The following is a 24008-nucleotide window of genomic DNA, read 5'->3' as shown; positions in this document are numbered from 1 at the left end:
GCATGGACTTCCTGCGCTCAGCGCAGGAGCAGGTTGAGCCCGGCCAGCACGGTGGAGGCGAGCACCAGCCACTCGAACTGGTGCTGCGCGAGGCGCTTGATGAGCTGGCGCCCGAGCCACGCCCCGACGACCACGAACGGTGCGACGAGCAGCGCGATGAGCGCGCCGTCCCACGTGAGGAGGCCGAGACCGAGCGAGAGCGGCACCTTGGTCACGTTGATGAGGAAGAACAGCCACGTCGTGGTGCCGAGGAAGGCGAGCATCTCGAGGCGCACGCCGAGCAGGTAGACCGACATCACCGCACCGCCTGCGTTGGCGATCATGCTGGTGAAGCCCGACATCGCACCGGCGGCAACCGTGACCGGCCTCGGGAGTGCGCGCAGGCCGTCGCCGTGCTCGGTGCGGCGCCGGACCCAGAGGTGCAGCGCTACCAGGACGAGCAGCACACCGCCGATGGTGCGCCTCAGCCCGCCGTCGCCGACCTGCGTCAGGAACAGCACGCCGACGACGATGCCGACGAGCACCGGGACGGCGAGGCGCCGCAGCGTCGGCCAGTGCGCGTGACTGCGATAGGCCATGAGCGCGAAGACGTCGCCCACCAGGAACAGGAGCAGCACGCTGCCCGTCGACTGCCGCGCCGGCAGCACGGAGGCGAAGACCCCCACCGTGATCAGGCCCGTGCCGCTGATACCGGTCTTGGAGAACCCGGCGCACACCGCCCCGACCGCCAGGGCGACCCACGCGAGGGTGTCGAGGTCGGCGCTCACGCGCTCACCCTCCCGTACGCCGCTGTCCCCGGGTCACACGAGGATGCGCGCGGGGGCTTCGAGCAGACCGAGGAAGGCGCGCATCCACTCCGCCGCGGCGGCGCCGTCCACCGGGCGGTGGTCGACCGAGAGCGTCACGTGCATCACCGTGCCGACGGCGAGCGCGCCGTCGACCACGACCGGCTCCTGACGGGCGGCGCCGACGGCGAGGATCGAGGCCTGCGGCGGGTTGATGATCGCCGCGAAGTCCTCAGTGCCGAACATGCCGAGGTTGCTCACGCTGATCGTGCCGCCCTCGAGCTCGCTCTGCTGCAGCCGCTTGTCCTTCGCGCGGGCGGCGAGGTCCTGGGTGGCCGCCGCGAGCTCGCCGAGCGAGAGCCGATCGACGCCGCGCACGACGGGGGTGACGAGGCCGCTCTCGGTGGCGACGGCGATCGAGACGTCGACGCGCGAGAAGTGACGGATGGCGTCGCCGGTCCAGATCACGTTGAGCGCCGGCACGAGCGTGTGCGCCTTCGCGACGGCCTTCACGACGAGGTCGTTGACCGACACCTTGATGTCGCCGCCGTCGTTGATCTCCTTGCGCAGGGCAAGGAGCCGGTCGACACGGGCAGAGCCGCGCACGTAGAAGTGCGGAGCCGTCGTCTTGCTCTCGGTGAGCCGCGCCGCGATGGCGTTGCGGAGCCGGGAGTTGGGCTCGTCGACGTACTCGGCATCGCCGGTGACAGCCACGGGCTTCGGCGATGCCGCGGGTGCCGGTGCAGCAGGCGCAGCGACGGATGCCGCTGGCGCTGCGGCGAGGTGGGCCTCCACGTCGCGGCGGCGGATGCGGCCACCGGGGCCGGTGCCGTCGAGGGCCGCGAGGTCGACTCCGGCGTCGCGCGCGATCTTGCGGGCCAGCGGGCTCGCGAACACGCGCTCGCCGGGGGTCGCGGGCGCCGTGGCGGCGGCCGCTGCCACGGAGGCCGCGACCACGGCCGCGGCGGGTGCATCCGTCGACGTCGGGGAGGAGATGCCTAGGGCGGCGATGGCGGCGTCGTCGACCGTCTCGCCGGACGCGCCGGTGACGGCGATCGGCGACCCGACCTCGACCGTCGCGCCGGCCTCGGCCAGCAGGCGGAGCAGGACGCCGTCGGCCTCGGCCTCGACGTCGACGACGGCCTTGTCGGTCTCGATCGTCACGAGCAGGTCGCCGGCGGAGTACGCCTGGCCGACCGGCACGTTCCAGGCCGAGAGGATGGCCTCGGTGGCACCGGCGGCCACCTCCGGCATGCGCAGGATCTCGGGCACGGCTCAGGCCTCCGTGATCTCGCGGAGGCGGGCGGCGGCTTCCTCCGACTTGGCGAAGGCCGCGCGCTCGAGCACCTTGGAGATGCTGGGCGACGCCATGCCGCCCGTGATGCGGCCGACGGGCGCGTCGAGCCAGTCGAACAGCCGCCGGGCGATCTCGTCGCCGAGCCAGCTGCCGTACGACGTGCCGATCGCGCCCTGCTCGGCGATGACCACGTTGTTGGTCTTCTTGATGCTCTCGGTGATGGTGTCCCAGTCGAGCGAGGCGCGGTCGAGCCAGCGCAGGTCGATGACCTCCGCGTCGATCCCGGTCTCCTCCACCGCCTGCAGCACGTAGTTGGTCATCGCGAGGTACGTGAGCACCGTGACGGCCTTGCCCTCGCGGCGCACCGCGGCCTTGCCGACGGGCAGCACGTGGTCGAAGTCGCCCTCGACGGCGGGGCCTGTCGAGCTGTAGAGGTCGACGTGCTCGATGACGACGACGGGGTCCTCGCACTGCAGAGCTGCGTTCATGAGCCCGACGTAGTCGAAAGGCGTCGACGGCGCCACGATCCGCCAGCCCGGAGCGGTCGCGAAGATGCCGGCCGGGTCCATCGAGTGCTGCGAGCCGTAGCCCGTGCCCATCGCGACCTTGCTGCGCAGCACGAACGGCACCGCGCCGTCGCCGCCGAACATGTGGCGCGCCTTGCCGATCTGGTTGAACAGCTGGTCGGCCGCGACCCACATGAAGTCGGCGTACATGAACTCGACGATCGGGCGGAAGCGCCCGTCCATCGCCATGCCGCCGCCGAGGCCGGTGAAGGCGTTCTCGCTGATCGGGGTGCCGAGCACGCGATCGGGGAAGGCGTCCTTGAGCCCCTTGGTGGCGCCGTTGGTGCCGCCGTTGAGTCGGTGCACGTCCTCGCCGAGGATCACCACGCGCGGGTCGGTCTCGAGGCGGCGGCCCATCACGCCGGCCACGGCGTCGATGAACTTCACCTCGGTGAGCCGGCCCTCGAAGTCCGCGACGTCGGTGAAGATCACGCCGTCGAACTCCGACAGGTCGCCGCGGATGCCCTCGTCGACGAACTCCGGCTTGGGCCACTCGGCCGCCTTGATCTGGCGCTCCTTCGGCTTGCCGTCGGGCTTCGGCTCGAGGATGACCTCGCCGAGGCCCGCCATGAGCGCCTTCGCCTGGGCGGTCGCGCCATCGACCTGCTCCTGCGCGAGGATGCCGCGGCGCACGAGGTGGCGGGCGGTGGTGTCGATCGGGTCGCGCCCGCGCCACTGCGCCTCCTCCTCCTTGCTGCGGTAGCGGAACGCGCTGCCCGGGAACGGGCCGTTCTGGTGGAAGTAGCGGTAGACGTCGGCCTCGATGAGGGTCGGGCCACCGCCGGAGCGCATGACGGCGAGGGCCTGCTGCATCGCGAGGTGGACCGCGAGCGGGTCCATGCCGTCGACCTTCCAGCTCGGGATGCCGAAGCCGGGGCCGCGTCCCGACAGGCGCGTCTCGGCCGTCACCTCGGCCACGTGGGTGCTGACGGCGTACTGGTTGTTCTCGACGAAGAAGCAGATCGGCAGCTTCCACGCGCCGGCGAGGTTGAAGGTCTCGAGCGTCGAGCCGATGTTGATGGCGCCGTCGCCGAAGTAGGTGACCGCGACGTTGTCGGTGCCTGCGTGCTTGTGCGCCCAGGCCGAGCCGGCGGCGAGGGGGACGCCGCCGCCGACGATCGCGTTGGTGCCGATCGCGCCGGCCTCGTGCCACTGCAGGTGCATGCTGCCGCCGCGCCCGTGGCTGAAGCCGAGGTCGAGACCCGCGATCTCGCGGAGGCTGCGCAGCAGCGCGTCGCGGACGTCGTCCGGGAACGGCTGCGTGGGGTCGATGCCCGCCGGGTGCAGGTGCGCGAGCACCTTGGCGAGGAACTGGTGGTGGCCACGGTGCGAGCCGTTGACCGTGTCGCCGGTGCGCAGGGAGTACGCCGAGCCGACGGCGCCGCCCTCCTGGCCGATGCTCGAGTGCGCGGGGCCGTGGATCAGGCCCTCGCCGGCGAGCTCGAGGACGAACTCCTCGAACGCCCGGATGAGCACGAGCTGGCTCAGCATGCCCGTGAGCAGCGCGGGGTCGGCGGCGTCCCAGTCGGCGTCGGTGACGACGAGCTCGGTCCACGGGACGGCCGGGTCGAGCGGGTGGTTCTCGGGCATGGGGAGTCCCCTTCGCACGCTGAGCTGGTAGGCCGAGGGTGGCAGAGAATGTATCCATTCGCAAGACCTGGACGCGCCAGTTGTGCGTATGCCACCCTCATACTCGCTCGCATGTATCCATCAGGAGGTCCTATGGCGATCCCCGGCCTCACCCGGCTCGACCACGTCGGGTTCACCGTGCCCGATCTCGAGGCGGCCCACGCCTGGCTCGTGGACGTGCTCGGCTGCGAGTACATGTACCGGCTCGGGCCGTTCGCCGCGGACGACTCCGACTGGATGCGCGACCACTTGAACGTGCACCCGCGCACCGTCATGCGCGAGCTGCGCTTCTACCGCTGCGGCGGCCAGGCCGTCTTCGAGGTGTTCCAGTACGAGGCGCCCGAGCAGGCCACCGAGGTCCCGCGCAACAGCGACGTCGGCGGCCACCACGTGGCGCTGTACGTCGACGACCTCGACGCCGCCGTCGCGTACCTCCACGAACAGGGCGTCACCGTGCTCGGCGAGCCGACCGCGAGCAGGAGCGCCTCGGAGGGCCAGCGCTGGGTCTACTTCCTCTCCCCCTGGGGTATGCAGTTCGAGCTGGTCTCGTACCCTCACGGCAAGGCGTTCGACCACCATCCCGAGCTGTTCTCCTAAGAGGGCGTGAGGCGTGTCCGCGGACAGCGCGACGACCGAGCCGGCCGTCGACCCCGTCAGCAGCCAGCGCATCGCGGGCGCGCTGCGCGAGGCGATCCTCGGCGGCGAGTTCGCCCCCGGCGAGCGGCTGCTGCAGGACGTCATCGCCGAGCGCTTCGGCGCGAGCCGCATCCCGGTGCGCGAGGCCTTCCGCATCCTCGAGACCGAGGGCCTCATGGAGGTCTCGCCCAACAAGGGCGCGCGCGTCCCGTCGCTCGACCTCTACGAGGTGCACACCTACTACCGGATGCGCGAGCGCCTCGAGCCGCTCACGCTCACCGAGAGCCTCCCCCACCTGACCGATGTGCAGATCGACGCGATGGAGCGGATCCAGGAGCAGATCGAGGCCAACGACGATGTCGGCCGCTTCCTCGTGCTCGACCGCGACTTCCACATGACGTCGTACTCCGCCTGCCCGAGCGAGCAGCTGCTCTCGGCCACGGTGCGGCTCTGGAACTCCACCCAGCACTACCGCCGCGCGTTCATGCTGCTGGCCGGCAACGACCGCGCCGCGATCGTGAACGCCGAGCACCGGCTGCTGCTGGACGCCATCCGGCGCCGCGACGCCGAGGATGCCGAGCGCTTCCTCGAGGGTCACATCCGCCGCACCCGCGTCGCGCTGCAGAGCCACCCCGAGCTGTTCACCACCGGCGCCTGATCGCGTCGGATCAGGTCTCCAGGACTCCCTTGAGAGTCAGAAGGGCCGCGGCCACGTCGCGCCGCAGGCCCGCGGCAATGAGCGGCTCCGCCAGGGACAGGAACCCCTTGGCGTCCATCTGGATCGACGACGTGAGCGTGCTGCCCTGCGGGTGGGGCACGACGAGGTAGCTGGCCACCAGCGCGACCGGGCCCGAGGTCGTCCGGAAGGCGACGAACGTGTCGGGGTCGTACTCCGTGTACACGTTCTCCACCTCCATACGGCGTCCGAGGAACGTCCTGGCGAGCGCGTGCCTCGTCCCGACGCCGATGGGTGGCTCGGTCAGGGTGCGGATCTCGGTGATGCCGGCCTGCCACCTGACCGCGTTGCGCTGGTCGGCGACGAAGGCGAAGACGTCCGCCGACGACCGTTCGATGACGACGCTCTTCTCCACCTGGAACACGGCGGGCTCCTTCCGCGAGCAGGACAGGCACGCGCGTGCCGCCCGGAGATGTCCGGGCGACGGCCCCGTCGAGCAACGGCGGTGGGCTCGCCGAACCGTACCGGCCCGGGGGCGGCGAGGACAGGCTCCCGCTGACCGGCATCGGTGGCCGAGCCCCCCGGCGCCTGCCGAGCTTCAGGCGGTCGTGACCCGGGCGCGTCGAGGGGGCAGCGCCGCCCACCCGATCGCGGCACCGGCGAGCAGCACGCCGGCGATGAGCTGCCACGACACGACCGTCCCGGGTGTGGGCAGCAGCAGGTCGGACAGCAGCGAGCCGGTGAGCTGACCGGCGATGGTGAGCAGGCCGAACAGCAGCACGCCCAACGGCTTCACGAGCACCGCCGCCACGGTGATGTAGAGGACGCCGGTCACGCCGCCGAGCCACAGGAGCGGCTGGTCCCACGGCGCCGGCGGCGGCGCCCAGCGATGGCCGACCAGGTGCTCGATGCCGAGCCCGATCAGCAGGAGCACCAGCGCCAGCATGAAGTTGATGAGGGCCGCGGGCATCGGGTCGCCGGTGCGCTGCGCGACGGTGCCGTTGAGCGCGAGCTGCGTGGCGACGACAGCACCGGCCAGGAGCACCGCGCCGACCGCCCACCACACGAGGTCGCCCGAGAGCAGCCGGCCCGACACGGCCAGCCCGACGGCGAGGGTCGTCCCGACGGCCGAGAGCACGCGCCGGCGCGAGACCGCGCGCGCACCGCCCGGGCCGAAGCCCCAGCGGTCGACGAGGAGCGACATGCCGGTGACGCCGGCGACGTACGAGACGGTGAACACCGCGACGCCGACAAGCGGCACGGTGACCGCCTGGCTGCCGATGTAGCAGGCGCCGCCGACGCCTCCGAGGAAGTGCCACCACCGCAGCCGTCCGTCGCGCAGGGCCGCGGGGACCTCGCGGATCAGTGCTCGGCGCGACGACCCGCGTGCTGCCACGATCACCACGAGGATGACCAGGCCGGTCGCCAACGAGAGCACCCCCGTGAGGAGGCCGTCGCCGGTGGCGATGGCCAGCTCGCCGTTGCTCCGCGCCTGCACCACGCTGGTGATGCCGACCGTGAACGCGAGCACCATCGCCCACAGCGGCGGGTGGAGGTGCTGGACTGAGCTCCCCGCCACAGGCGGGGACGGCTCAGTGGAAGAAATGGCGGGTCCCGGTGAGGTACATCGTCACGCCGGCAGCCGTTGCCGCGGCGACGACCTCCTCGTCGCGCACCGATCCGCCGGGCTGCACGATCGCCTTCACCCCGGCAGCGGTCAGCACCTCGAGCCCGTCGGGGAACGGGAAGAACGCGTCGGACGCACCGACCGCGCCGCGTGAGCGCTCCTCCCCTGCGCGGGACACCGCGAGCCGGGCGGAGTCGACGCGGTTGACCTGACCCATGCCGACGCCGACGGCCGCGCCGTCCTTGGCGAGCAGGATCGCGTTGCTCTTCACCGAGCGGCAGGCGCGCCAGGCGAAGACGAGGTCGCGCAGCGTCGCCTCGTCGGCCGGCTCGCCGCAGGCGAGGGTCCAGGTCTCCACTGCGTCACCGGCGGCGTCGACCTTGTCCGTCGCCTGCAGCAGCAGGCCCCCCGACACCGGGCGGATCTCGATGCCGCCCTTGGCAGGGACGTCGGCGGCAACCAGGAGGCGGAGGTTCTTCTTCTCGCTCAGCAGCGCGAGCGCGTCGTCGTCGAAACCGGGGGCCACGACGACCTCGGTGAACACCTCGGCCACCTGGCGCGCCATCGCCAGCGTGACCGGGCGGTTGGCCGCGATCACGCCGCCGAAGGCCGAGACGGGGTCGGTGTCGTGCGCCTTGCGGTGCGCCTCGGCGATGTCCGCGCCGATCGCGATGCCGCACGGGTTCGCGTGCTTGATGATCGCGACCGCGGGCTCGGTGTGGTCGTACGCCGCACGGCGCGCGGCATCGGCGTCGACGTAGTTGTTGTACGACATCTCCTTGCCGTGCAGCTGCTCGGCCTGGGCGAGGCCCGGGTGCGGCGCGTTGCTCGTGACGTAGAGCGCGGCCCGCTGGTGCGGGTTCTCGCCGTACCGGAGCACCTCGGCACGCTCCCAGGTGGCGCCGAGCCACGCCGGGAACCCGGTGCCCGAGTCGGACGGCGACACGACGTTGCCCATCCACGACGCGACGGCCACGTCGTACGACGCGGTGTGGATGAACGCCTCGGCCGCGAGGCGCTGGCGCTCGGCCAGGGTGAAGCCGCCGCGGGCCACGGCCTCGAGCACGTCGCCGTAGTACGACGGCGACGTGACGACCGCGACGCTCGGGTGGTTCTTGGCAGCCGCGCGCACCATCGTCGGACCGCCGATGTCGATCTGCTCGACGCACTCGTCCTGGGTGGCGCCGGACGCCACCGTGTCGGCGAACGGGTAGAGGTTGACCACGACGAGGTCGAACGGCTCGATGCCGAGGTCGGCGAGCTGGCTCTGGTGGTCCTCGAGCCGGAGGTCGGCGAGGATCCCGGCGTGCACCGTGGGGTGCAGCGTCTTCACGCGGCCGTCGAGGCACTCGGGGAAGCCGGTGAGGTCCTGCACCTGCGTGACGCTGATGCCGAGGCCGGCGATGCGCGAGGCGGTGGAGCCGGTCGAGACGATCTCGACACCGGCGTCGGCGAGGCCGCGCGCGAGCTCGTCGAGGCCGGTCTTGTCGTAGACCGAGACGAGGGCGCGACGGACGGGTCGGGTGCTCACGGGATGGTGACCTTCCTGCCGGTGACGGTGCAGCCGTGCGCCGCGAGAGCGGCGACGGTCTCGACGAGCAGCTCGCGCTCGACGGTCTTGATGCGTTCGTGGAGGGAGGGCTCGTCGTCGTCCGCCCGGACGGCGACCGAGGCCTGGGCGAGGATCGGCCCGGTGTCGACCCCCTCGTCGACCAGGTGCACCGTGCAGCCGGTGACCTTCACGCCGTAGGCCATCGCGTCGCGGACGCCGTGCGCGCCCGGGAACGACGGCAGCAGCGCCGGATGGGTGTTGACGATGCGACCGGCGAAGCGCTGCACGAACGCCGCCCCGAGGATGCGCATGAAGCCGGCGCACACGACCCAGTCGGGCTCGTGCGCGGCGACGGCGTCGGCCAGCGCGTCGGTCCAGGCGGCGCGGTCGGCGTACGCCGACGGCTCGACCACGAAGGTCGGCACGTCGGCGCCGGCAGCGCGCTCGAGGCCGTAGGCGTCAGGGACGTCGGCGCCCACGGCCACGACCTCGGCAGGGAACCGCGGGTCGGTGGCTGCGTCGAGCAGCGCCTGGAGGTTCGAGCCGGATCCGGACACGAGGACGACGAGCCGTGCGCGAGGAGAGTCGTTCTCGGGCACGGCGGTCACGGCGCAGAGATCCTCGGGATGGGGCCGGCGGGATGCCCTGATCCTACGGGGCGTCCTCGCGGACCCAGATCGTGGGCAGCGCGTGCGCCAGGAGCGACCAGAGGAGGGCGCCGGCGGCGACCAGCCCGAAGACCGCGAGCCCGGTGACGAGGGCGTCCGGGCCGAGGTCGGCGAGCCGGGCCGACCCCAGCGAGCCGGAGGCGAGGAGGCACAGCACGCCGGTCGCAGCACCCACGGCTGCCGCGGCCCCGACGTCGACGACGACCTCGTCGCGGAGCGCGAGGGTGCCGCGACGCCGCAGGACGGCGGCACCGACCAGCCCGGCGAGCACGGGCAGCAGCATCAGGAGCGGCGCGGCCGCAGGCGCCTCCGGCGGGATCGCCCCGAGCAGGGGTGCGCCGGGGAGGATCCCCGACCCGGCCGAGAAGGGGCTCACGACCACCGACGCACCGACCGCGAAGCCGGGGCCCGCGACGTAGGCGAGGGTCCAGACCAGGAGGTTCGGCAGGTAGGCGAGCGAGAGGAGGAACAGCCCGAGCATGTCCCACGGCCCGGGCGCCACCCCGCGGGCGAGCCCGGTGACGGTCGACCAGCGGAGTGCCACGGCCACCACGGCCACGACGCCGACGAGCGCCACGAGCGCCGCACCGGACGCAGCCGCCGCGAGCGCACCACGACGCACGAGCAGCGGGAGCCGGGCGGCGAGAGGCGTCACGAGACCGCTGCCCTGCAGAGCCCCGATCCCGAGACCGACGAGGGCGACGACCGTCGACCAGACGATCACCGGGACGGGTGGGGACGACGCGTCGGCGATCCCCGCCACCTGCGAGACGAGGAAGGCCACGGACACGTAGGTCGCCGTGCCCGTGAGAACGATCAGCGCGACGTCGGGCACGGTCGTGGTCGAGGTGATGCGCGCCGCCCACCGGCCGGCCCGGGCGAGGAGCAGGAGCGGGAGCGCGAGGAGCAGGAGCGGGAGCAGCGTGATCGTGGCGGTGCCCGTCACCACCGGGGCGTGGTGCGCTACCAGCCACAGGGTGCTGGCCGCGCGCAGCGGCGTGGTGATGCCGTCCTCGCCGCGGCTCGAGACCGCCCAGGCGAGGGCCACGACCACTCCGAGCACGAGGAGCCCGACCCCGGCCGCCCAGATCGCGGCGGTGACGGCCGCGACCGGACGCGTCGCGACGACGTCGGCCCGGGTGCGCAGCGGTCTGCGCGTCGCGGAGGCCTGCTCCGTGGCGGGGCGCTCGAGCATCGACGTCATGGCGTCGATGCTCGCATCGACGCGCGGGTCACCCCCGCTGCGACACGGCTGCCTCCGGTCAGCGGACCAGGTCGCGGCCGGCGTCGGCGGGCGAGGTGCAGCCGGCCAGGCCGAACGCGTCCCGCGTGCTGGCGGTGAGGTCGTCGAGCACCTCCCGCACGCCGTCGGCGCCACCGAGGGCGAGCCCCCACAGCACCGGCCGTCCGACGAGCACGGCGCGGGCGCCGAGGGCGAGGGCGCGCAGGACGTGCGTGCCCGTCCGGATGCCGCCGTCGACGTAGACCTCCGCTCGGTCGCCGACGGCCGCGACCACCTCGGGCAGCGCGACCGGCGACGGGACGACGCCGTCGAGCTGGCGACCGCCGTGGGTCGAGACGATCACGGCGTCGGCCCCGGCATCGAGGCAGCGCACCGCCTCATCGCCGCGCAGCACTCCCTTGGCGACGACGGGAAGGCCCGTGAGCTCCTTGAGCCGTGCGATGTCGGCAGGACCGAGGTCGGGTGCCTGCTGGTAGCGCGGATCGGCGGGGTCGCGGCCCGCGAGCGCCTCGACGATGGCCGATGGCGGGAGCGCGGGCAGCGGGCCGCTCGGCCTGCGCGCGACGAACGGCACGTCGACCGTGACGACGAGGGCGCGCGCACCGGCCGCAGCTGCGCGGCGCGCGACCTCGTCGGACACGCCGCGGTCGCCGAGCACGTACATCTGCTGCCACCACGGCCCGGCGGCGGCAGCGACGTCCTCGAGGGTGCGGCTCGCGCGCATCGAGAGCACGAGGAGGGACCCCGCCTCGCGCGTGCCGGTCGCCGTCGCCACCTCGCCGTCGGGGTGGGCGAGGCCGTGCAGGGCTGACGGCGCGACGAGCACGGGCGTCGCGACCTCGGTGCCGAGGACAGTGGTGCGCGTGGTCACCGACGACACGTCCCGCAGCAGCCGGGGGCGCAGGTGCAGCGCGTCCCACGCGCGTTCCTGGTCGGCGAGGGTGCGCTCCTGCCCCGAGCCCGCGGCGAAGTAGCGGTAGACGTCGTCGGGCAGCACCGCGCGTGCGCGGGCCTCCAGCGGCTCGTGGGTCATCGACGTCCCTCCTCCGGGAGGCTGGACGCTACTGCTCCCCGCGGCCCGCGGTGGTGTTGAGGTGCGACTGGGAGTCGCGGAGCGTCGGCAGGTAGCCGCCGGTGGTGTAGTAGCGCCTACCCGCGATGAGCAGCTCCTCGGCGGGGAACTTGGTGATGACCTCGCACCCGGTCGCCGTGACCACGACCTCCTCCTCGATGCGCGCCGCGCCCCAGCCGTCGGCCGCGGGCCAGTACGTCTCCAGGGCGAAGACCATGCCCTCCTCGAGAGTCTCGGGCGCGTCGAACGAGGTCATGCGCGAGAAGATCGGACGCTCCCAGATCGACAGGCCGAGGCCGTGGCCGTACTGCAGCGCGAACGCGGCCTCCTCGTTGGCGAACCCGAACTCCTCGGCCCTCGGCCACAGCGACACGATGTCGGCGGTGGTGACCCCCGGCTTCACCGCGGCGATCGCCTTGTCCATCAGCTCACGGCAGATCGTGTATGCGTCGCGCTGCGCACGGGACGCGCTGCCGACTGCGAACGTGCGGTAGTAGCAGGTCCGGTAGCCCATGAACGAGTGCAGGATGTCGAAGAACGCCGGGTCGCCCGGACGGATGAGACGGTCCGAGTAGACGTGCGGGTGCGGGCTGCACCGCTCGCCCGAGATCGCGTTGACGCCCTCGACGTGCTCGGACCCGAGGTCGTACAGCGTCTTGGCCACCAGGCCCACGCACTCGTTCTCGCGCACGCCGGGGCGCAGGAACTCGTAGAGGTTCTCGTACGCCGTGTCGACCATCGACGCGGCCTGGGTCAGCAGGCCGATCTCGTCCTTGGTCTTGATCCGGCGCGCGGCGAGGAACACCTGCTGCCCGTCGACCACAGGCACGCCCGCCGCCTGCAGCGCGAACAGCACGTCGGGCTCGATCACGTCGACGCCGACCGGCTGGCCCTCGAGCCCGAAGTCGCGCAGCACCTCCACGATCTTCGCCGCCACGTCCTCGGCCCGGTGCGCGCCCGGACCGATCGCCCCGCGCAACGTGGAGATCCCCGCCCGGCTGCCGTAGTTGTCGCCCCGGCCGGCGGCCGCGTGCGGCTCGTCCAACCACGTCGCCTGCAGCGTGTGGTGCTTGGCCGCCGATCCGAAGTCCCACAGCACCGGGTCCCCGCCACGCGGCAGGATCGCGAACCGGATCATCTTGTCCATCGCCCATGTCCCGATGTGGGTCGCGGTCATGTACCGGATGTTGTGGAAGTCGAACGTCAGCACCGCACCGAGGCTCGATGCCTCCAGCTCGGCCTTGAGCCGCGCCAGGCGCTCCGTGCGGAGCCGGCCCATGTCCAGCCGGGACTCCCAGTCGACCTGGTTCGTGCCGTACGTGGGGGACACCATGGCTGCTCCCAGGATCGCGTGAGTCGTTCAGCGGGATGTTCAGCGTTACTGTACGTACGTGGCCGTCCCTGCACCAGGGTCGTGTCGCACCGGAGCGATCTCGTCAGCCCGAGGACTGCTCCCGCAGGAACCGCGCCAGTCCTGCCATGTCCTCGGCTCCCCTGCCTGAGGCAACGGCCGCCTGGACCTGCTCGTAGGCCGCGAGCGTCGTGCCGAGCGGGACTCCTGACGTGGCGCCCAGCTCCAGGATCAGCCCGAGGTCCTTGGCGACGAGGTCGAGGCTCATGGCGACCGGGGTCGCAGGGTCCAGGAACGCGGCGCGCTTGTACTGCACGAACGGCGCTCCCACGACGGAGTGCTGGAGCACGTCGTAGGCGTCCTCCGGGCGAACCCCGGCGGCCGCAGCCAGCGCCAACGACTCCGAGAGGGCGGCGTTGAGGTCGTGGACCACGAGGTTCACGGCGAGCTTCATGACCTGGCCGCGTCCCGCCGGTCCGACGTGCAGCACCGTGGAGGCGAACGAGGACAACACTTCTCGGGCCTGGTCCACGTCGGCGGCGGCACCGCTGGCCATCACCAGGAGCGTCCCCGCCTCGACGGCGGGCACACTCCCCGACACCGGCGCGTCGACGTACCGCAGCCCGGCGTCGCCCAGTCCGGCGGCCAGGCGCGCCGAGGCCTCGACGCCGCTGGTGCCGAGGTCCACCACGACGGCGTCCCGGCCGATCGCCGACGCGACGTCCGGGGACAGCAGGACGTCGCACGTGACGTCACCGTTCGCCAGCATGGTGAGGACGGCTCCCGCGCCCGCAATGGCCGCCACGACGTCCGAGCACGCCGTGGTACGTCCCGACGGGTCGGCTGTCGCGACCGCGTCGGCCGCAGCCGGCGTCCTGTTCCAGACCCGCACCTGGTGGCCGGCGTCGGCCACGCGTCGGGCCATGGCGGCGCCCATCCGACCCATTCCGAGGACTGCTACCTCAGCCACGTGAACCTCCACCGTCGACAGAGCGCCAGTGTTCAGCATTCATGTACAGATTGCACGTGACGGGTGTCAGGGCGCGGTGCGCAGGTACTTCACGATGCCGTAGTACAGGCCGGTCGCCATCCGCTGCCGACCCGCTGCCGTCGAGGCGATCCGCGCGTCGGCCGCATTGCGCATGTTGAGCGTCTCGACCATCACGGTCGGCACGTCGGACATGTTGAGGGTGCCGACGTCCTTGCGCACCGACAGCGGGCTCGGCAGGTACGTCGTCCGCTGCAGCCCCCCGGCCGTCAGGCCCGAGATCATGTTCCATGCGAGAGTTCGTGACTCCGTGGAGATGTCGTCGGTGTAGCCCTTGTAGTACGCCGGTGCGATCACGTGGAAGCCGCGGCCCGAGCTCGGTGCGCCGTCCCCGTGCACCGACACCATGAGGTCGGCGCCCTCCTGGGCGGCGAACGAGCCGCGAGCACCCACGCAGGGGCCGTACGTCGCGGTCGTGTTCCGGTCGCGCGTGATGTAGACCGTGGCGCCGTGCGCGGCGAGGAGCCGACGCAGCCGCGCGACGACGTCGAAGGCGTACGACGCCTCCGGATAGCCCGCGTTGGTGGCGGTGCCGGAGGTGTTGCAGGTCTTGGTGAGGCCGACCCAGGAGGTCTGGTTGATGGCCGAGAGGTGCAGGGAGTTGCCGAGGTCGTGCCCGGGATCGAGCGCGATCTTCCGGCCGCTCAGCTCGCCTTTCGCGGTCGGCGCGAACGCGACGGGTTTCGGCCACCCCGAGGCCCAGGCGGCTGACGGCTTGCTCGTGCCCTGCGGCCACCAGCGCGGCGCGACGGGGACGGGGCGCCCGCCCTCCCAGGTCGACGGCGTCGGGCCGAGCGCAGGAACGACGGCGGGGGCGGCGGCGCGCGCTGCGGGTGTCGGCGTCGCCTGCGCGGTGCCGACCGCGGCCAGCGGGATCAGGGCGGCGGTGGCGAGCACGGCGGCGAGTCGGCGCATCCCGCCACTGTGCCACCGACCTGCGCCAGGACGCGACGAAGGGCCGCCCTGGCGGACGGCCCTTCGTCGAACGTGCTGGTGCTAGAGCGCCTCGATGAGCTCGCGCATGAGGCGTGCGGTCTCGGACGGCGTCTTGCCGACCTTCACACCCACGGCCTCGAGCGCCTCCTTCTTGGCCTGCGCGGTGCCGGACGAGCCGGACACGATCGCGCCAGCGTGGCCCATGGTCTTGCCCTCGGGGGCGGTGAAGCCCGCGACGTAGCCGACGACGGGCTTGGTGACGTTGTCCTTGATGTACGCCGCCGCGCGCTCCTCTGCGTCGCCGCCGATCTCGCCGATCATCACGATCGCGTCGGTCTCGGGGTCGGCCTCGAACGCGGCGAGCGCGTCGATGTGCGTGGTGCCGATGACAGGGTCGCCGCCGATGCCCACGGCCGAGGAGAAGCCGAGGTCCCGCAGCTCGTACATCATCTGGTAGGTCAGGGTGCCCGACTTGGACACCAGACCGATGCGGCCGGCCTTGGCGATCGTGCCCGGGATGATGCCCGCGTTGGACTTCCCGGGGCTGATCAGACCGGGGCAGTTCGGCCCGATGATCCGCGTGGTGCCCGAGTTGACGGCGTACTGGTAGAACCACGCGGTGTCGTGGATCGCGATGCCCTCGGTGATCACCACGACCAGCGGGATCGCGGCGTCGATCGCCTCGACCACGGCGGCCTTGGCGAACTTCGGCGGCACGAACACCACCGACACGTCGGCGCCGGTGGCGGCCACAGCCTCCTGGCAGGAGTTGAAGACCGGGATGTCGCGGCCCTCGGCCGTGACGGTCTGGCCACCCTTGCCGGGGGTGACGCCCGCGACGATGTTGGCGTGCGATCCGAGCATGCGGATCGTGTGCTTGGTGCCCTCGGAGCCGGTGATGCCCTGGACGAGGATCTTGGAGTTCTCGGTGAGGAAGATCGCCATGAGTGTCAGGCCCCCTGAGCCGCGAGCTGGGCCACGCGGCGCGCGGCGTCGTCCATGGTGTCCACGAGCTGCACGAGCGGGTTGCCCGCGTCGGTGAGGATCTGCCGGCCGAGGTCGGCGTTGTTGCCGTCCAGGCGGACGACCAGGGGCTTCGTGACGGGCTCGCCCTTGTCGGCGAGCATCTGCACGGCCTGCACGATGCCGTTGGCGACGGCGTCGCACGCGGTGATGCCGCCGAACACGTTGACGAACACCGCCTTGACCTCGGCGTCGCCCAGGATGATCTCGAGGCCGTCGGCCATCACCTGCGCCGAGGCGCCGCCACCGATGTCCAGGAAGTTCGCGGGCTTCTGGCCCCCGAACTCCTCGCCCGCGTAGGCGACGACGTCGAGCGTCGACATGACCAGGCCCGCGCCGTTGCCGATCACGCCGACCGAGCCCGAGAGCTTGACGTAGTTGAGGTCCTTCTCGCGGGCCTTGAGCTCGAGCGGGTCGGTGGCGGTGTCGTCGACGAGCGACTCGAAGTCGGGGTGGCGGAACTCGGCGTTCTCGTCCAGCGACACCTTGCCGTCAAGTGCGACGACGAGGCCCTCGGGGGTCTTCACCAGCGGGTTGACCTCGACGAGCGTGGCGTCCTCCTTGATGAAGACGTCCCACAGCTTCTTCAGGATCTCCACCACCTGGTCGCGCACCGAGGCGTCGAAGCCTGCGGCGTCCGCGATCTCCTCGGCCTTGGCCTGGTCGACGCCGACGATCGCGTCGATCGCCACCTTCGCCAGCGCCTCCGGGCGCTCGACCGCGAGCTGCTCGATCTCCATCCCGCCCTCCTTGCTCGCCATCGCGAGGAAGGTGCGGTGCGCGCGGTCGAGCAGGAAGGAGACGTAGTACTCCTCCGCGATGTCCGCGGCCGGGTTGATGAGCACCTGGTGGACGATGTGGCCCTTGATGTCCAGGCCCAGGATGTCCTGGGCGCGGTCGTGCGCCTCCTGCGGCGTCGCCGCCAGCTTCACACCGCCGGCCTTGCCGCGACCGCCGGTCTTCACCTGCGCCTTGACGACGACGAGGCCACCGATGCGCTCGGCGGCCTCCTGCGCGTGCTTCGGCGACCGGACGACCTCACCGGCCTGGGTCGGAACCCCGTGCTTGGCGAAGAGCTCCTTCGCCTGGAACTCGTACAGATCCACCGCTGGCAGTCCTGACTGGAGAGAGGGGCGGGCGCACCGGAGCAGGTCCGGGCGGCGTCCGCGAGGACGGTCGCGAGCCTAACCCCGGCATGTACCGGGACCCACTGCCGCCCCGGGCCGGTTCCGCAGGGTGGGAAGAACCTGCGCCGAACGGTCAGGTGCGTTCGTCGTGGCGCATCGCCAGGAGCGGCCAGGAGCCGCTCACGGTCACCGTCACGGCATCGTCCGGGAGGTCACCGAGGCGCTCCAGCCGGCTCTGGACCAGACCGAGGAGCAGCACGTCGATCACGGCCACCGCGACCGCGCCGACGCCGAACTCCATGGCCAGGGAGAGCGCGGCACCGGTCCAGCCGAGGACCAGCGCCAGGGCGATCAGGACCGCACCGGTCGTCGCGAGCCCCAGCAGGGCCAGCGCCCGGCCGACCGTGGCACCGCGACGAGCACCGAGGGTCACCGCACCGCCGAACCACATGGCCGCACCGAGCTCGACCCCGAGGGTGCCGACCGCCTCGGTCGGTCCGCGCTCGGCCAGCACGGCGGACCCGAGCGCCAGCGTGAGGCCGACCACCGCCAGCACCGTCGGGACGACGCCGGTGAGCACTCGTGCAGTGCGCGCCACGGGTGCGACAGGAAGCCGGAGCGATGCCTCGCCCTCCGGCCGCCACCAGGGCAGGTCGACCCGGAGCGGTGCGGTCAGTCGCTGCACCGGGTACCCGGCGTTCAGGCGTGGGCGCCGACGCGGTCCACGACCCAGTCGACGATCGACTGGGTGGTGGCGCCGGGGGTGAAGATCTTGGCCACGCCGAGCTTCTCGAGGTCGGGGATGTCGCCCTCGGGGATGATCCCGCCGCCGAAGACCACGATGTCGCCGGCGTCGCGCTCGGCCAGCTTCTCCAGGACCGCGGCGAACAGCGTCATGTGCGCGCCGGAGAGCACCGACAGGCCGATGACGTCGGCGTCCTCCTGGATCGCGGTCTCGACGATCTGGTCGGGCGTCTGGTGGAGGCCGGTGTAGACGACCTCGATGCCGGCGTCGCGCAGGGCACGGGCGACCACCTTGGCGCCGCGGTCGTGACCGTCGAGGCCGGGCTTGGCCACGATCACGCGGATCGGGGACCCGGACGCGGTGCGCGGGGCGCTGGTGGTCGTGCTCATGGCGGTCCTCCTCGGGGCACGCTCGGACGCCTTCGAGCGTACGCCCGCGTGTACCTCCACGCGCCGGGACGTGTCGCGACGGCGGTAACAGCGACGCGCGGCCGTCCAGGGTCTACCCTCCGTCCGTGCCCACCGACCGGCCCGAGGACGCCGCACCGTCCCGGCTCGAGCGCGCTGCTCGAGCCGTCGACGACGCGCGCCGCACGGCGGACTCGGCGAGGCGCGCGCTGATGTCGCCCGCCGGCGTCCGGGGCGTCACGGTCGAGGCGGCCTGGTGGGTGGCGCACCTCGCGATGTGGCCGTTCGCGCACCGCGACCAGCGCACCGACGACGTGCTGCACCGCACCCGCGTGCACGACGCGCCCCCGGTCCACCGGGCGCTGCTCGTCGGCGACGTCGAGGCCGCGGGGACGCCGATCATCCTGGTGCACGGGATCGTCGACAACAGGTCCGTCTTCACGCTGCTGCGGCGGGGGCTCCGTCGCCGCGGCTTCGGCCGGGTCGTGACGGTCAACTACTCCTCGATCAACGGCGACGTGCGCCTGCTCGCCGACCGGCTGGGCGAGCTCGTCGAGCAGGTCTGCGAGGAGACCGGGTACGAGCGCGTGCACGTGGTCGGCCACTCGCTCGGCGGCCTGGTCGCCCGCTACTACGTGCAGCGCCTCGGCGGCGATGCCCGCGTGCACACGTTGGTGACCCTCGGCAGCCCGCACTCGGGCACGCTGCCGGCGTACGTCCTGCCGCACCCGCTCGTGCGCCAGCTGCGCCCCGGCAGCGACGTCGTCACCGAGCTGGCCGAGCCGGCGCCCGGGTGCCGCACCCGCTTCGTCGCGGTCTGGAGCGACCTCGACCAGATGGTCGTGCCGCAGCGCTCCGGCCGGGTGGTGCACCCCGACCTGTCGGCTCGGAACGTCTTCGTCCGCGGCGTCGGGCACATGTCGCTGCCCGTCGACGGCCGCGTGGTGCACGAGATCTGCACGACGCTCGCCCACCTCGACCACGAGGGCCACACCGTGGCGGCCGGGGCGACGTCGATCGCGAGCTCGACCGGCCGCAGCGCGCAGGCTCCGCCGCCCGCGCCCGCGAAGACAGCGCGCGGCCGCTCCCGCGGCTGATCGCGGACGTCGGGAGGACGTCGCTCTCCGTAGTTTTGCGACTCCTTTCTGTTCATCATGAGCGTGGAGTGCGTCACTCCATGCGGTGAACGAGTTGGCCGTTCGGCTGATGAGCGGTCAGGATCTCCCTCGTGCCCGGACCCCGAGCGCCCTTCTCCGCCCGCTACGGCCTCGCCGTCGCGGGCGGTTGCGCTGTGCTCGCGCTCACCGGCGCCGGGCTCGCCGCCGCGCCTCCGGCGTCCGTGCAGGCCGAGCCCACCGCCGCGCTCGCAGCATCGTTCCTCGACCCGACGCGCGACCAGGACGAGCTGTTCTCCGCCGGCGATGCCGCTGTGCTCGACCCCGCGCCGCAGCCGAAGCTGGCGATGACCGGCGCGATCCGCTCGATCACGACCGGCGCCGAGATCCAGGCCGCGATCGACCACCTCGCTGCGAAGAAGGCCTGGCGCGAGCGCAAGGCAGCCGCTGAGCGGAAGGAGCGGGCCGACCGCCTCGCCGCCCGCAAGCGCCAGGCCGCCGCGCGTGCGGCCCGCGCCGCGCTCTACGTCTCGCCGGTCCCGTCGTACCAGCTCTCGGCCGCCTTCGGCGCCCGCGGCGGCTGGTCGAGCGGGCGCCACACGGGCCTGGACTTCCGCGCGCCGACCGGCACTCCCGTCGTCGCCGTGCACGACGCCCGCGTGGCCAAGACGGCATGGCACCCGGCGTACGGCCGCATGATCATCCTCGACCTCGGCAACGGCGTGACCACGTGGTACTGCCACCTCTCCCAGGTGTCGGTCCGCGCCGGGGAGCGCGTCTCGACCGGTGAGCGCATCGGCGCCGTCGGCACCTCGGGCAACACCTCGGGCCCGCACCTGCACTTCGAGGTGCGGCTGTGGGACCAGCCCACCGACCCTGCAACGTTCCTCTGGGGCAGCACCCGCGGCCGCCCGGGCTCGATCCCGGGCTGGACCCAGGGCACCGTCCAGCCCTACGAGACCCTCGGCCAGTACTCCTTCTAAGCCGCCTCACCCACCGAAGTGCCATAAACCGCAGGGGTTTCGTGGCACTTCCGTGCGTCAGACGAGGCCGAGGGCGGCGGCGATGCGCGCGATCACGACGCGCGGCGGGTCGGCCGGGTCCCAGCGCACGAAGCGCCAGCCGGCGGCCTCCAGGTCACGTTGACGCTCGCGCTCGGCACGCAGCGCGTCGCGGGTCGCGATGCCCGTCCTGTACTTGCTCCATCCGTCCGCCTCGCCGATGAGCCGGTGCTGCCGCCACAGGAAGTCGGCGAAGTAGCGCTTCCCGGAGGCCCCGCGGAGCGGGACCGCGAGCTCCGGCGGCGGGACCCTCGACCGCAGGATGTGCCCGCGCGACGAGCTCTCGAACGGCGACTCCGAGCAGGGATCGACGTACGGGAGCGCCAGCCGCACCACGCGCGTGCCCGGCCAGCCGGCCACGGAGTCGTACGCGAGCGACAGCCGTTCCCGGGCGCGATCGGCGTACGGCGACCGGCGCGACGGATCACGCAGGACGCGGTCGTCGCCTGCCTCCGCGATCACCAGCGCCCGCGCTGCCGAGTCGAGCACCATGAGCGCCTGGTCGAAGGCACGGCCACGGGCGATGTCGACCGCCGCTCGCTCGGTGACCGAGACCGGCATGCCGTGCCGGTCGTCGACCCAGCGCGTGTCGAGGGCCGAACCATGAAGGCGCACACCGTGGTCGTCGCGATCCGGGATGCCCGGGCACGTCAGGTGCACGAGGTCGTCGATCCCCTGGGGCAGCCACAGCCGGTCGAGCTCCGAGGCGGTCCGGTGGCTCACCGCTGACCCGCGAGGGGCCACGGCCAGAGCCGCGAGGCACCGCTGGACCAGGAGGGCCTCGCCCGCGACGTCGACAGGTGCCACGAGCCCGCGCGAGGGGCGTGCCAGCCGGCCGTTGTCGACGGCCCAGCGGATCTGCTTGCGCGTCCAGCCCGCGGCCTCCACCTCAGCCAGACGCCACGGCCCGATACCGAGACGTTCGACCAACGCGCTGACCCGGGCGTGCGAGGCGGCATGGGCTCCCATACGACAACCGTGCCGGGAGCCCGCGTCGTCGCGCTGACGTCGTCCACAGGATCGCCTCACGCACCGAAGTGCCAGAAACCACAGGGGTTTTCTGGCACTTGAGTGCGTGAGGCGGCTAGAGCTTCTCGACGGGGGCGTAGCGCAGGAGCAGGCGCTTGGTGCCCTCGGCGCCGAAGTCGATCGTGGCCTCGGACTTCTCCCCCATGCCGGACGTCGACACCACGGTGCCGAGCCCGAACTTGTCGTGCGTGACGCGGTCGCCGGCGGACAGGCTCACGACCTCGCGGTTGCCGGGGCTGCGCGCGCCCGGACGCGTGGCTGCCGCGACGAGCGAGGGCGCCGAGCCGAAGCCGCCCGACGACGCGCGCTGGGCGTTGAAGCCGCCGCCGGTCGAGACCGGGTCCTCGCGCCTCCAGTCGAGGAGCTCGGACGGCACCTCGTCGAGGAACCGGCTCGGCGGGTTGAACGACGGCGCACCCCACGCGGACCGCACGATCGCGCGCGAGACGTAGAGCCGCTGACGCGCGCGCGTGATGCCGACGTAGGCGAGGCGCCGCTCCTCCTCGAGCTCGCGGGTGTCGCCGAGCGAGCGCATGTGCGGGAAGACGCCGTCCTCCATGCCCGTGAGGAACACGACCGGGAACTCGAGGCCCTTGGCGGTGTGCAGCGTCATGAGCGTGACGACGCCGCCGTGCTCCTCGGCGTCCGGGATGTCGTCGGAGTCCGCGACGAGCGAGACGCGCTCGAGGAACTCGGTGAGCGTGCCCTCGGGGTTCTCGGTCTCGAACTCGCGCGCGACCGACTCGAGCTCGGCGAGGTTCTCGACGCGCGTCTCGTCCTGCGGGTCCGTGCTGCGCTGCAGCTCGGCGAGGTAGCCGGTCTGCTCGAGCACGGCGGCGAGCACGGTGGCCGGGCCGGAGCCGGCCTCGACGAGCGTGCGCAGGTCGGACATGAGCTGCACGAACGACTGGATCTGCGTGAGCGAGCGCGTCGCGATCATCGGCGCCTCGGACGCACGGGCGAGCGCCTCGCCGAACGTGGTGCGCTCGCGCTGGGCGAGCAGCTCGACGACAGCCTCGGCGCGGTCGCCGATCCCGCGCTTGGGCACGTTGAGGATCCGGCGCAGCGAGATGTCGTCGGCAGGGTTCGCCAGCGCTCGCAGATAGGCGACCGCGTCCCGGATCTCCTTGCGCTCGTAGAAGCGGACGCCGCCGACCACCTTGTACGGCAGGCCGACGCGGATGAAGACCTCCTCCAGCGACCGCGACTGCGCGTTGGTGCGGTAGAACACCGCGACGTCGCGGGCGGGCACGCCCTCCTCGTCGGAGAGCCGGTCGATCTCGGTGGCGACGAAGCTGGCCTCGTCGTGCTCGTTGTCGGCGACGTAGCCGATGATCTGCGCTCCGGACCCGGCGTCGGTCCAGAGCCGCTTGGGACGGCGCGCGGTGTTGCGGGTGATGACGGCGTTGGCGGCGGTGAGGATGTTCTGGGTCGAGCGGTAGTTCTGCTCGAGGAGGACGGTGGTGGCGTCCGGGTAGTCGCGCTCGAACTCCTCGATGTTGCGGATCGTCGCGCCGCGGAAGGCGTAGATGCTCTGGTCGGCGTCGCCGACGACGCAGAGCTGGCCGGGCGGTACGCCGTCGTCGCCCTTGCCCACGAGCTCGTTCACGAGGACGTACTGCGCGTGGTTGGTGTCCTGGTACTCGTCGACGAGCACGTGCCGGAAGCGCCGGTGGTAGTGCTCGGCGACGTCGGGGAAGAGCTGCAGCACCGCGACGGTCGAGGAGATCAGGTCGTCGAAGTCGAAGGCGTTCGCCCGGCGCAGGCGGCGCTGGTACTCGCCGTACGCCTCCGCGAGCGTCTTCTCCTGGTGGTTGGTGGCCTGGCCCGCGAACGTCTCGTGGTCGATGAGCTCGTTCTTCAGGTTGGAGACCTGGTTGCTGAAGCCGCGCGGCGGGTAGCGCTTGGGGTCGAGGTCGAGGTCGCGGCACACGAGCGTCATCAGTCGCTGGCTGTCGGCGGAGTCGTAGATCGAGAACGACGACGTCATGCCGAGGCGGGGCGCCTCCTTGCGCAGGATCCGCACGCACGCCGAGTGGAAGGTGGACACCCACATGACGCGGGCGCGGTTGCCGACGAGGTCGACCACGCGCTCGCGCATCTCGCCGGCCGCCTTGTTGGTGAACGTGATCGCGAGGATCTCGCCGGGCTTGGCGTCGCCGGTGGCGAGCAGGTGCGCGATGCGACGGGTCAGCACACGGGTCTTGCCCGACCCGGCGCCCGCGACGATGAGGAGCGGGCCGCCCCGGTGCTCGACGGCGGAGCGCTGCTGCGGGTTGAGGTCGGACACGAGGTCGAGCACCCCGGGCCGCGCGGCCGGAGCGGCCGGCTCGGGCTCGGGGGTCGGGAGGCCGAGGTCGTCGAAGAGGGAGGTCATCGCGCGGCAAGTCTAGGCGCGCGCGCCGACGCCGCCCC

General features: G+C 72.4%; 22 protein-coding genes. 4 read left to right on the top strand and 18 right to left on the bottom strand.

Annotation, left to right across the window (positions count from 1 at the left end; all coding sequences use genetic code 11):
* Positions 1–17 precede the first annotated feature (17 nt).
* Genes ACFQGU_RS02830 through ACFQGU_RS02820 form a run of 3 tightly spaced genes read right to left on the bottom strand, consistent with a single transcriptional unit; the run spans position 18 to position 4238 of the window.
* Entirely contained in the window at positions 18–767 is a 750-nt protein-coding gene (locus tag ACFQGU_RS02830) for a sulfite exporter TauE/SafE family protein (RefSeq protein ID WP_386763831.1), read from the bottom strand.
* Between the two features lie 33 nt (positions 768–800).
* Positions 801–2057, bottom strand: a complete 1257-nt coding sequence (locus ACFQGU_RS02825) for a dihydrolipoamide acetyltransferase family protein (RefSeq protein WP_386763830.1) — start codon at positions 2055–2057, stop codon at positions 801–803.
* Between the two features lie 3 nt (positions 2058–2060).
* Entirely contained in the window at positions 2061–4238 is a 2178-nt protein-coding gene (locus ACFQGU_RS02820) for an alpha-ketoacid dehydrogenase subunit alpha/beta (RefSeq protein ID WP_386763829.1), read from the bottom strand.
* A gap of 132 nt (positions 4239–4370) precedes the next feature.
* On the opposite strand from ACFQGU_RS02820, the gene ACFQGU_RS02815 reads away from it, so the two are divergent.
* Entirely contained in the window at positions 4371–4874 is a 504-nt protein-coding gene (locus tag ACFQGU_RS02815; RefSeq protein ID WP_386763828.1) for a VOC family protein, read from the top strand.
* Positions 4875–4887: 13 nt separating this feature from the next.
* The gene (locus ACFQGU_RS02810) at positions 4888–5571 is read left to right on the top strand and encodes a GntR family transcriptional regulator (protein WP_386763827.1); all 684 of its coding nucleotides are present in this window, start codon (positions 4888–4890) and stop codon (positions 5569–5571) included.
* Between the two features lie 10 nt (positions 5572–5581).
* On the opposite strand, the gene ACFQGU_RS02805 is transcribed toward ACFQGU_RS02810, so the two are convergent.
* The 13 genes from ACFQGU_RS02805 to ACFQGU_RS02745 form a co-directional block, all read right to left on the bottom strand.
* A complete protein-coding gene (locus ACFQGU_RS02805) occupies positions 5582–6013 on the bottom strand; it encodes an SRPBCC family protein (protein ID WP_386763826.1) in 432 nt (143 codons plus the stop codon).
* Positions 6014–6187: 174 nt separating this feature from the next.
* Positions 6188–7168, bottom strand: a complete 981-nt coding sequence (locus tag ACFQGU_RS02800; protein WP_386763825.1) for a DMT family transporter — start codon at positions 7166–7168, stop codon at positions 6188–6190.
* A 13-nt stretch (positions 7169–7181) separates the two neighbouring features.
* The gene (gene purH, locus ACFQGU_RS02795; RefSeq protein WP_386763824.1) at positions 7182–8747 is read right to left on the bottom strand and encodes a bifunctional phosphoribosylaminoimidazolecarboxamide formyltransferase/IMP cyclohydrolase; all 1566 of its coding nucleotides are present in this window, start codon (positions 8745–8747) and stop codon (positions 7182–7184) included.
* On the bottom strand, positions 8744–9376 hold the full coding sequence (purN, locus tag ACFQGU_RS02790) for a phosphoribosylglycinamide formyltransferase (protein WP_386763823.1): 633 nt from the start codon (positions 9374–9376) through the stop codon (positions 8744–8746). The genes purH and purN overlap by 4 nt, the downstream gene beginning before the upstream one ends.
* A gap of 43 nt (positions 9377–9419) precedes the next feature.
* Complete coding sequence (locus ACFQGU_RS02785; protein ID WP_386763822.1) at positions 9420–10640, bottom strand: cell division protein PerM; 1221 nt, start codon at positions 10638–10640, stop codon at positions 9420–9422.
* A gap of 58 nt (positions 10641–10698) precedes the next feature.
* Positions 10699–11712, bottom strand: a complete 1014-nt coding sequence (locus ACFQGU_RS02780) for an alpha-hydroxy acid oxidase (protein ID WP_386763821.1) — start codon at positions 11710–11712, stop codon at positions 10699–10701.
* Positions 11713–11740: 28 nt separating this feature from the next.
* Positions 11741–13084: a M24 family metallopeptidase gene (locus ACFQGU_RS02775; protein ID WP_386763820.1), complete on the bottom strand. Its 1344-nt coding sequence runs from the start codon at positions 13082–13084 to the stop codon at positions 11741–11743.
* A gap of 103 nt (positions 13085–13187) precedes the next feature.
* On the bottom strand, positions 13188–14111 hold the full coding sequence (locus ACFQGU_RS02770) for an NAD(P)-dependent oxidoreductase (protein WP_386763819.1): 924 nt from the start codon (positions 14109–14111) through the stop codon (positions 13188–13190).
* Positions 14112–14138: 27 nt separating this feature from the next.
* Entirely contained in the window at positions 14139–15065 is a 927-nt protein-coding gene (locus ACFQGU_RS02765; RefSeq protein ID WP_386763818.1) for an N-acetylmuramoyl-L-alanine amidase, read from the bottom strand.
* Between the two features lie 81 nt (positions 15066–15146).
* Entirely contained in the window at positions 15147–16031 is an 885-nt protein-coding gene (gene sucD / locus ACFQGU_RS02760; RefSeq protein ID WP_386763817.1) for a succinate--CoA ligase subunit alpha, read from the bottom strand.
* A 5-nt stretch (positions 16032–16036) separates the two neighbouring features.
* Positions 16037–17215, bottom strand: a complete 1179-nt coding sequence (gene sucC, locus ACFQGU_RS02755; protein WP_386763816.1) for an ADP-forming succinate--CoA ligase subunit beta — start codon at positions 17213–17215, stop codon at positions 16037–16039.
* A 154-nt stretch (positions 17216–17369) separates the two neighbouring features.
* Complete coding sequence (locus ACFQGU_RS02750) at positions 17370–17834, bottom strand: hypothetical protein (RefSeq protein ID WP_386763815.1); 465 nt, start codon at positions 17832–17834, stop codon at positions 17370–17372.
* A 101-nt stretch (positions 17835–17935) separates the two neighbouring features.
* Positions 17936–18370: a cobalamin B12-binding domain-containing protein gene (locus tag ACFQGU_RS02745; protein WP_386763814.1), complete on the bottom strand. Its 435-nt coding sequence runs from the start codon at positions 18368–18370 to the stop codon at positions 17936–17938.
* A 125-nt stretch (positions 18371–18495) separates the two neighbouring features.
* On the opposite strand from ACFQGU_RS02745, the gene ACFQGU_RS02740 reads away from it, so the two are divergent.
* Together ACFQGU_RS02740 and ACFQGU_RS02735 are read left to right on the top strand one after the other, a co-directional pair.
* Positions 18496–19485: an esterase/lipase family protein gene (locus ACFQGU_RS02740; protein ID WP_386763813.1), complete on the top strand. Its 990-nt coding sequence runs from the start codon at positions 18496–18498 to the stop codon at positions 19483–19485.
* 131 nt (positions 19486–19616) lie between these two features.
* On the top strand, positions 19617–20486 hold the full coding sequence (locus tag ACFQGU_RS02735) for a M23 family metallopeptidase (RefSeq protein ID WP_386763812.1): 870 nt from the start codon (positions 19617–19619) through the stop codon (positions 20484–20486).
* Positions 20487–20543: 57 nt separating this feature from the next.
* Here ACFQGU_RS02735 and ACFQGU_RS02730 read toward each other — a convergent pair whose 3' ends face one another.
* Complete coding sequence (locus ACFQGU_RS02730) at positions 20544–21533, bottom strand: type IV toxin-antitoxin system AbiEi family antitoxin domain-containing protein (RefSeq protein ID WP_386763811.1); 990 nt, start codon at positions 21531–21533, stop codon at positions 20544–20546.
* 115 nt (positions 21534–21648) lie between these two features.
* Entirely contained in the window at positions 21649–23970 is a 2322-nt protein-coding gene (pcrA, locus tag ACFQGU_RS02725; RefSeq protein WP_386763810.1) for a DNA helicase PcrA, read from the bottom strand.
* Positions 23971–24008: the final 38 nt, after the last annotated feature.

Origin of the sequence: Longivirga aurantiaca, from assembly GCF_042660085.1 — a bacterium.
In the GTDB taxonomy this organism is placed as follows: Bacteria; Actinomycetota; Actinomycetes; order S36-B12; family CAIYMF01; genus Longivirga; species Longivirga aurantiaca.
This window is presented reverse-complemented; position numbering and strand designations above follow the sequence as displayed.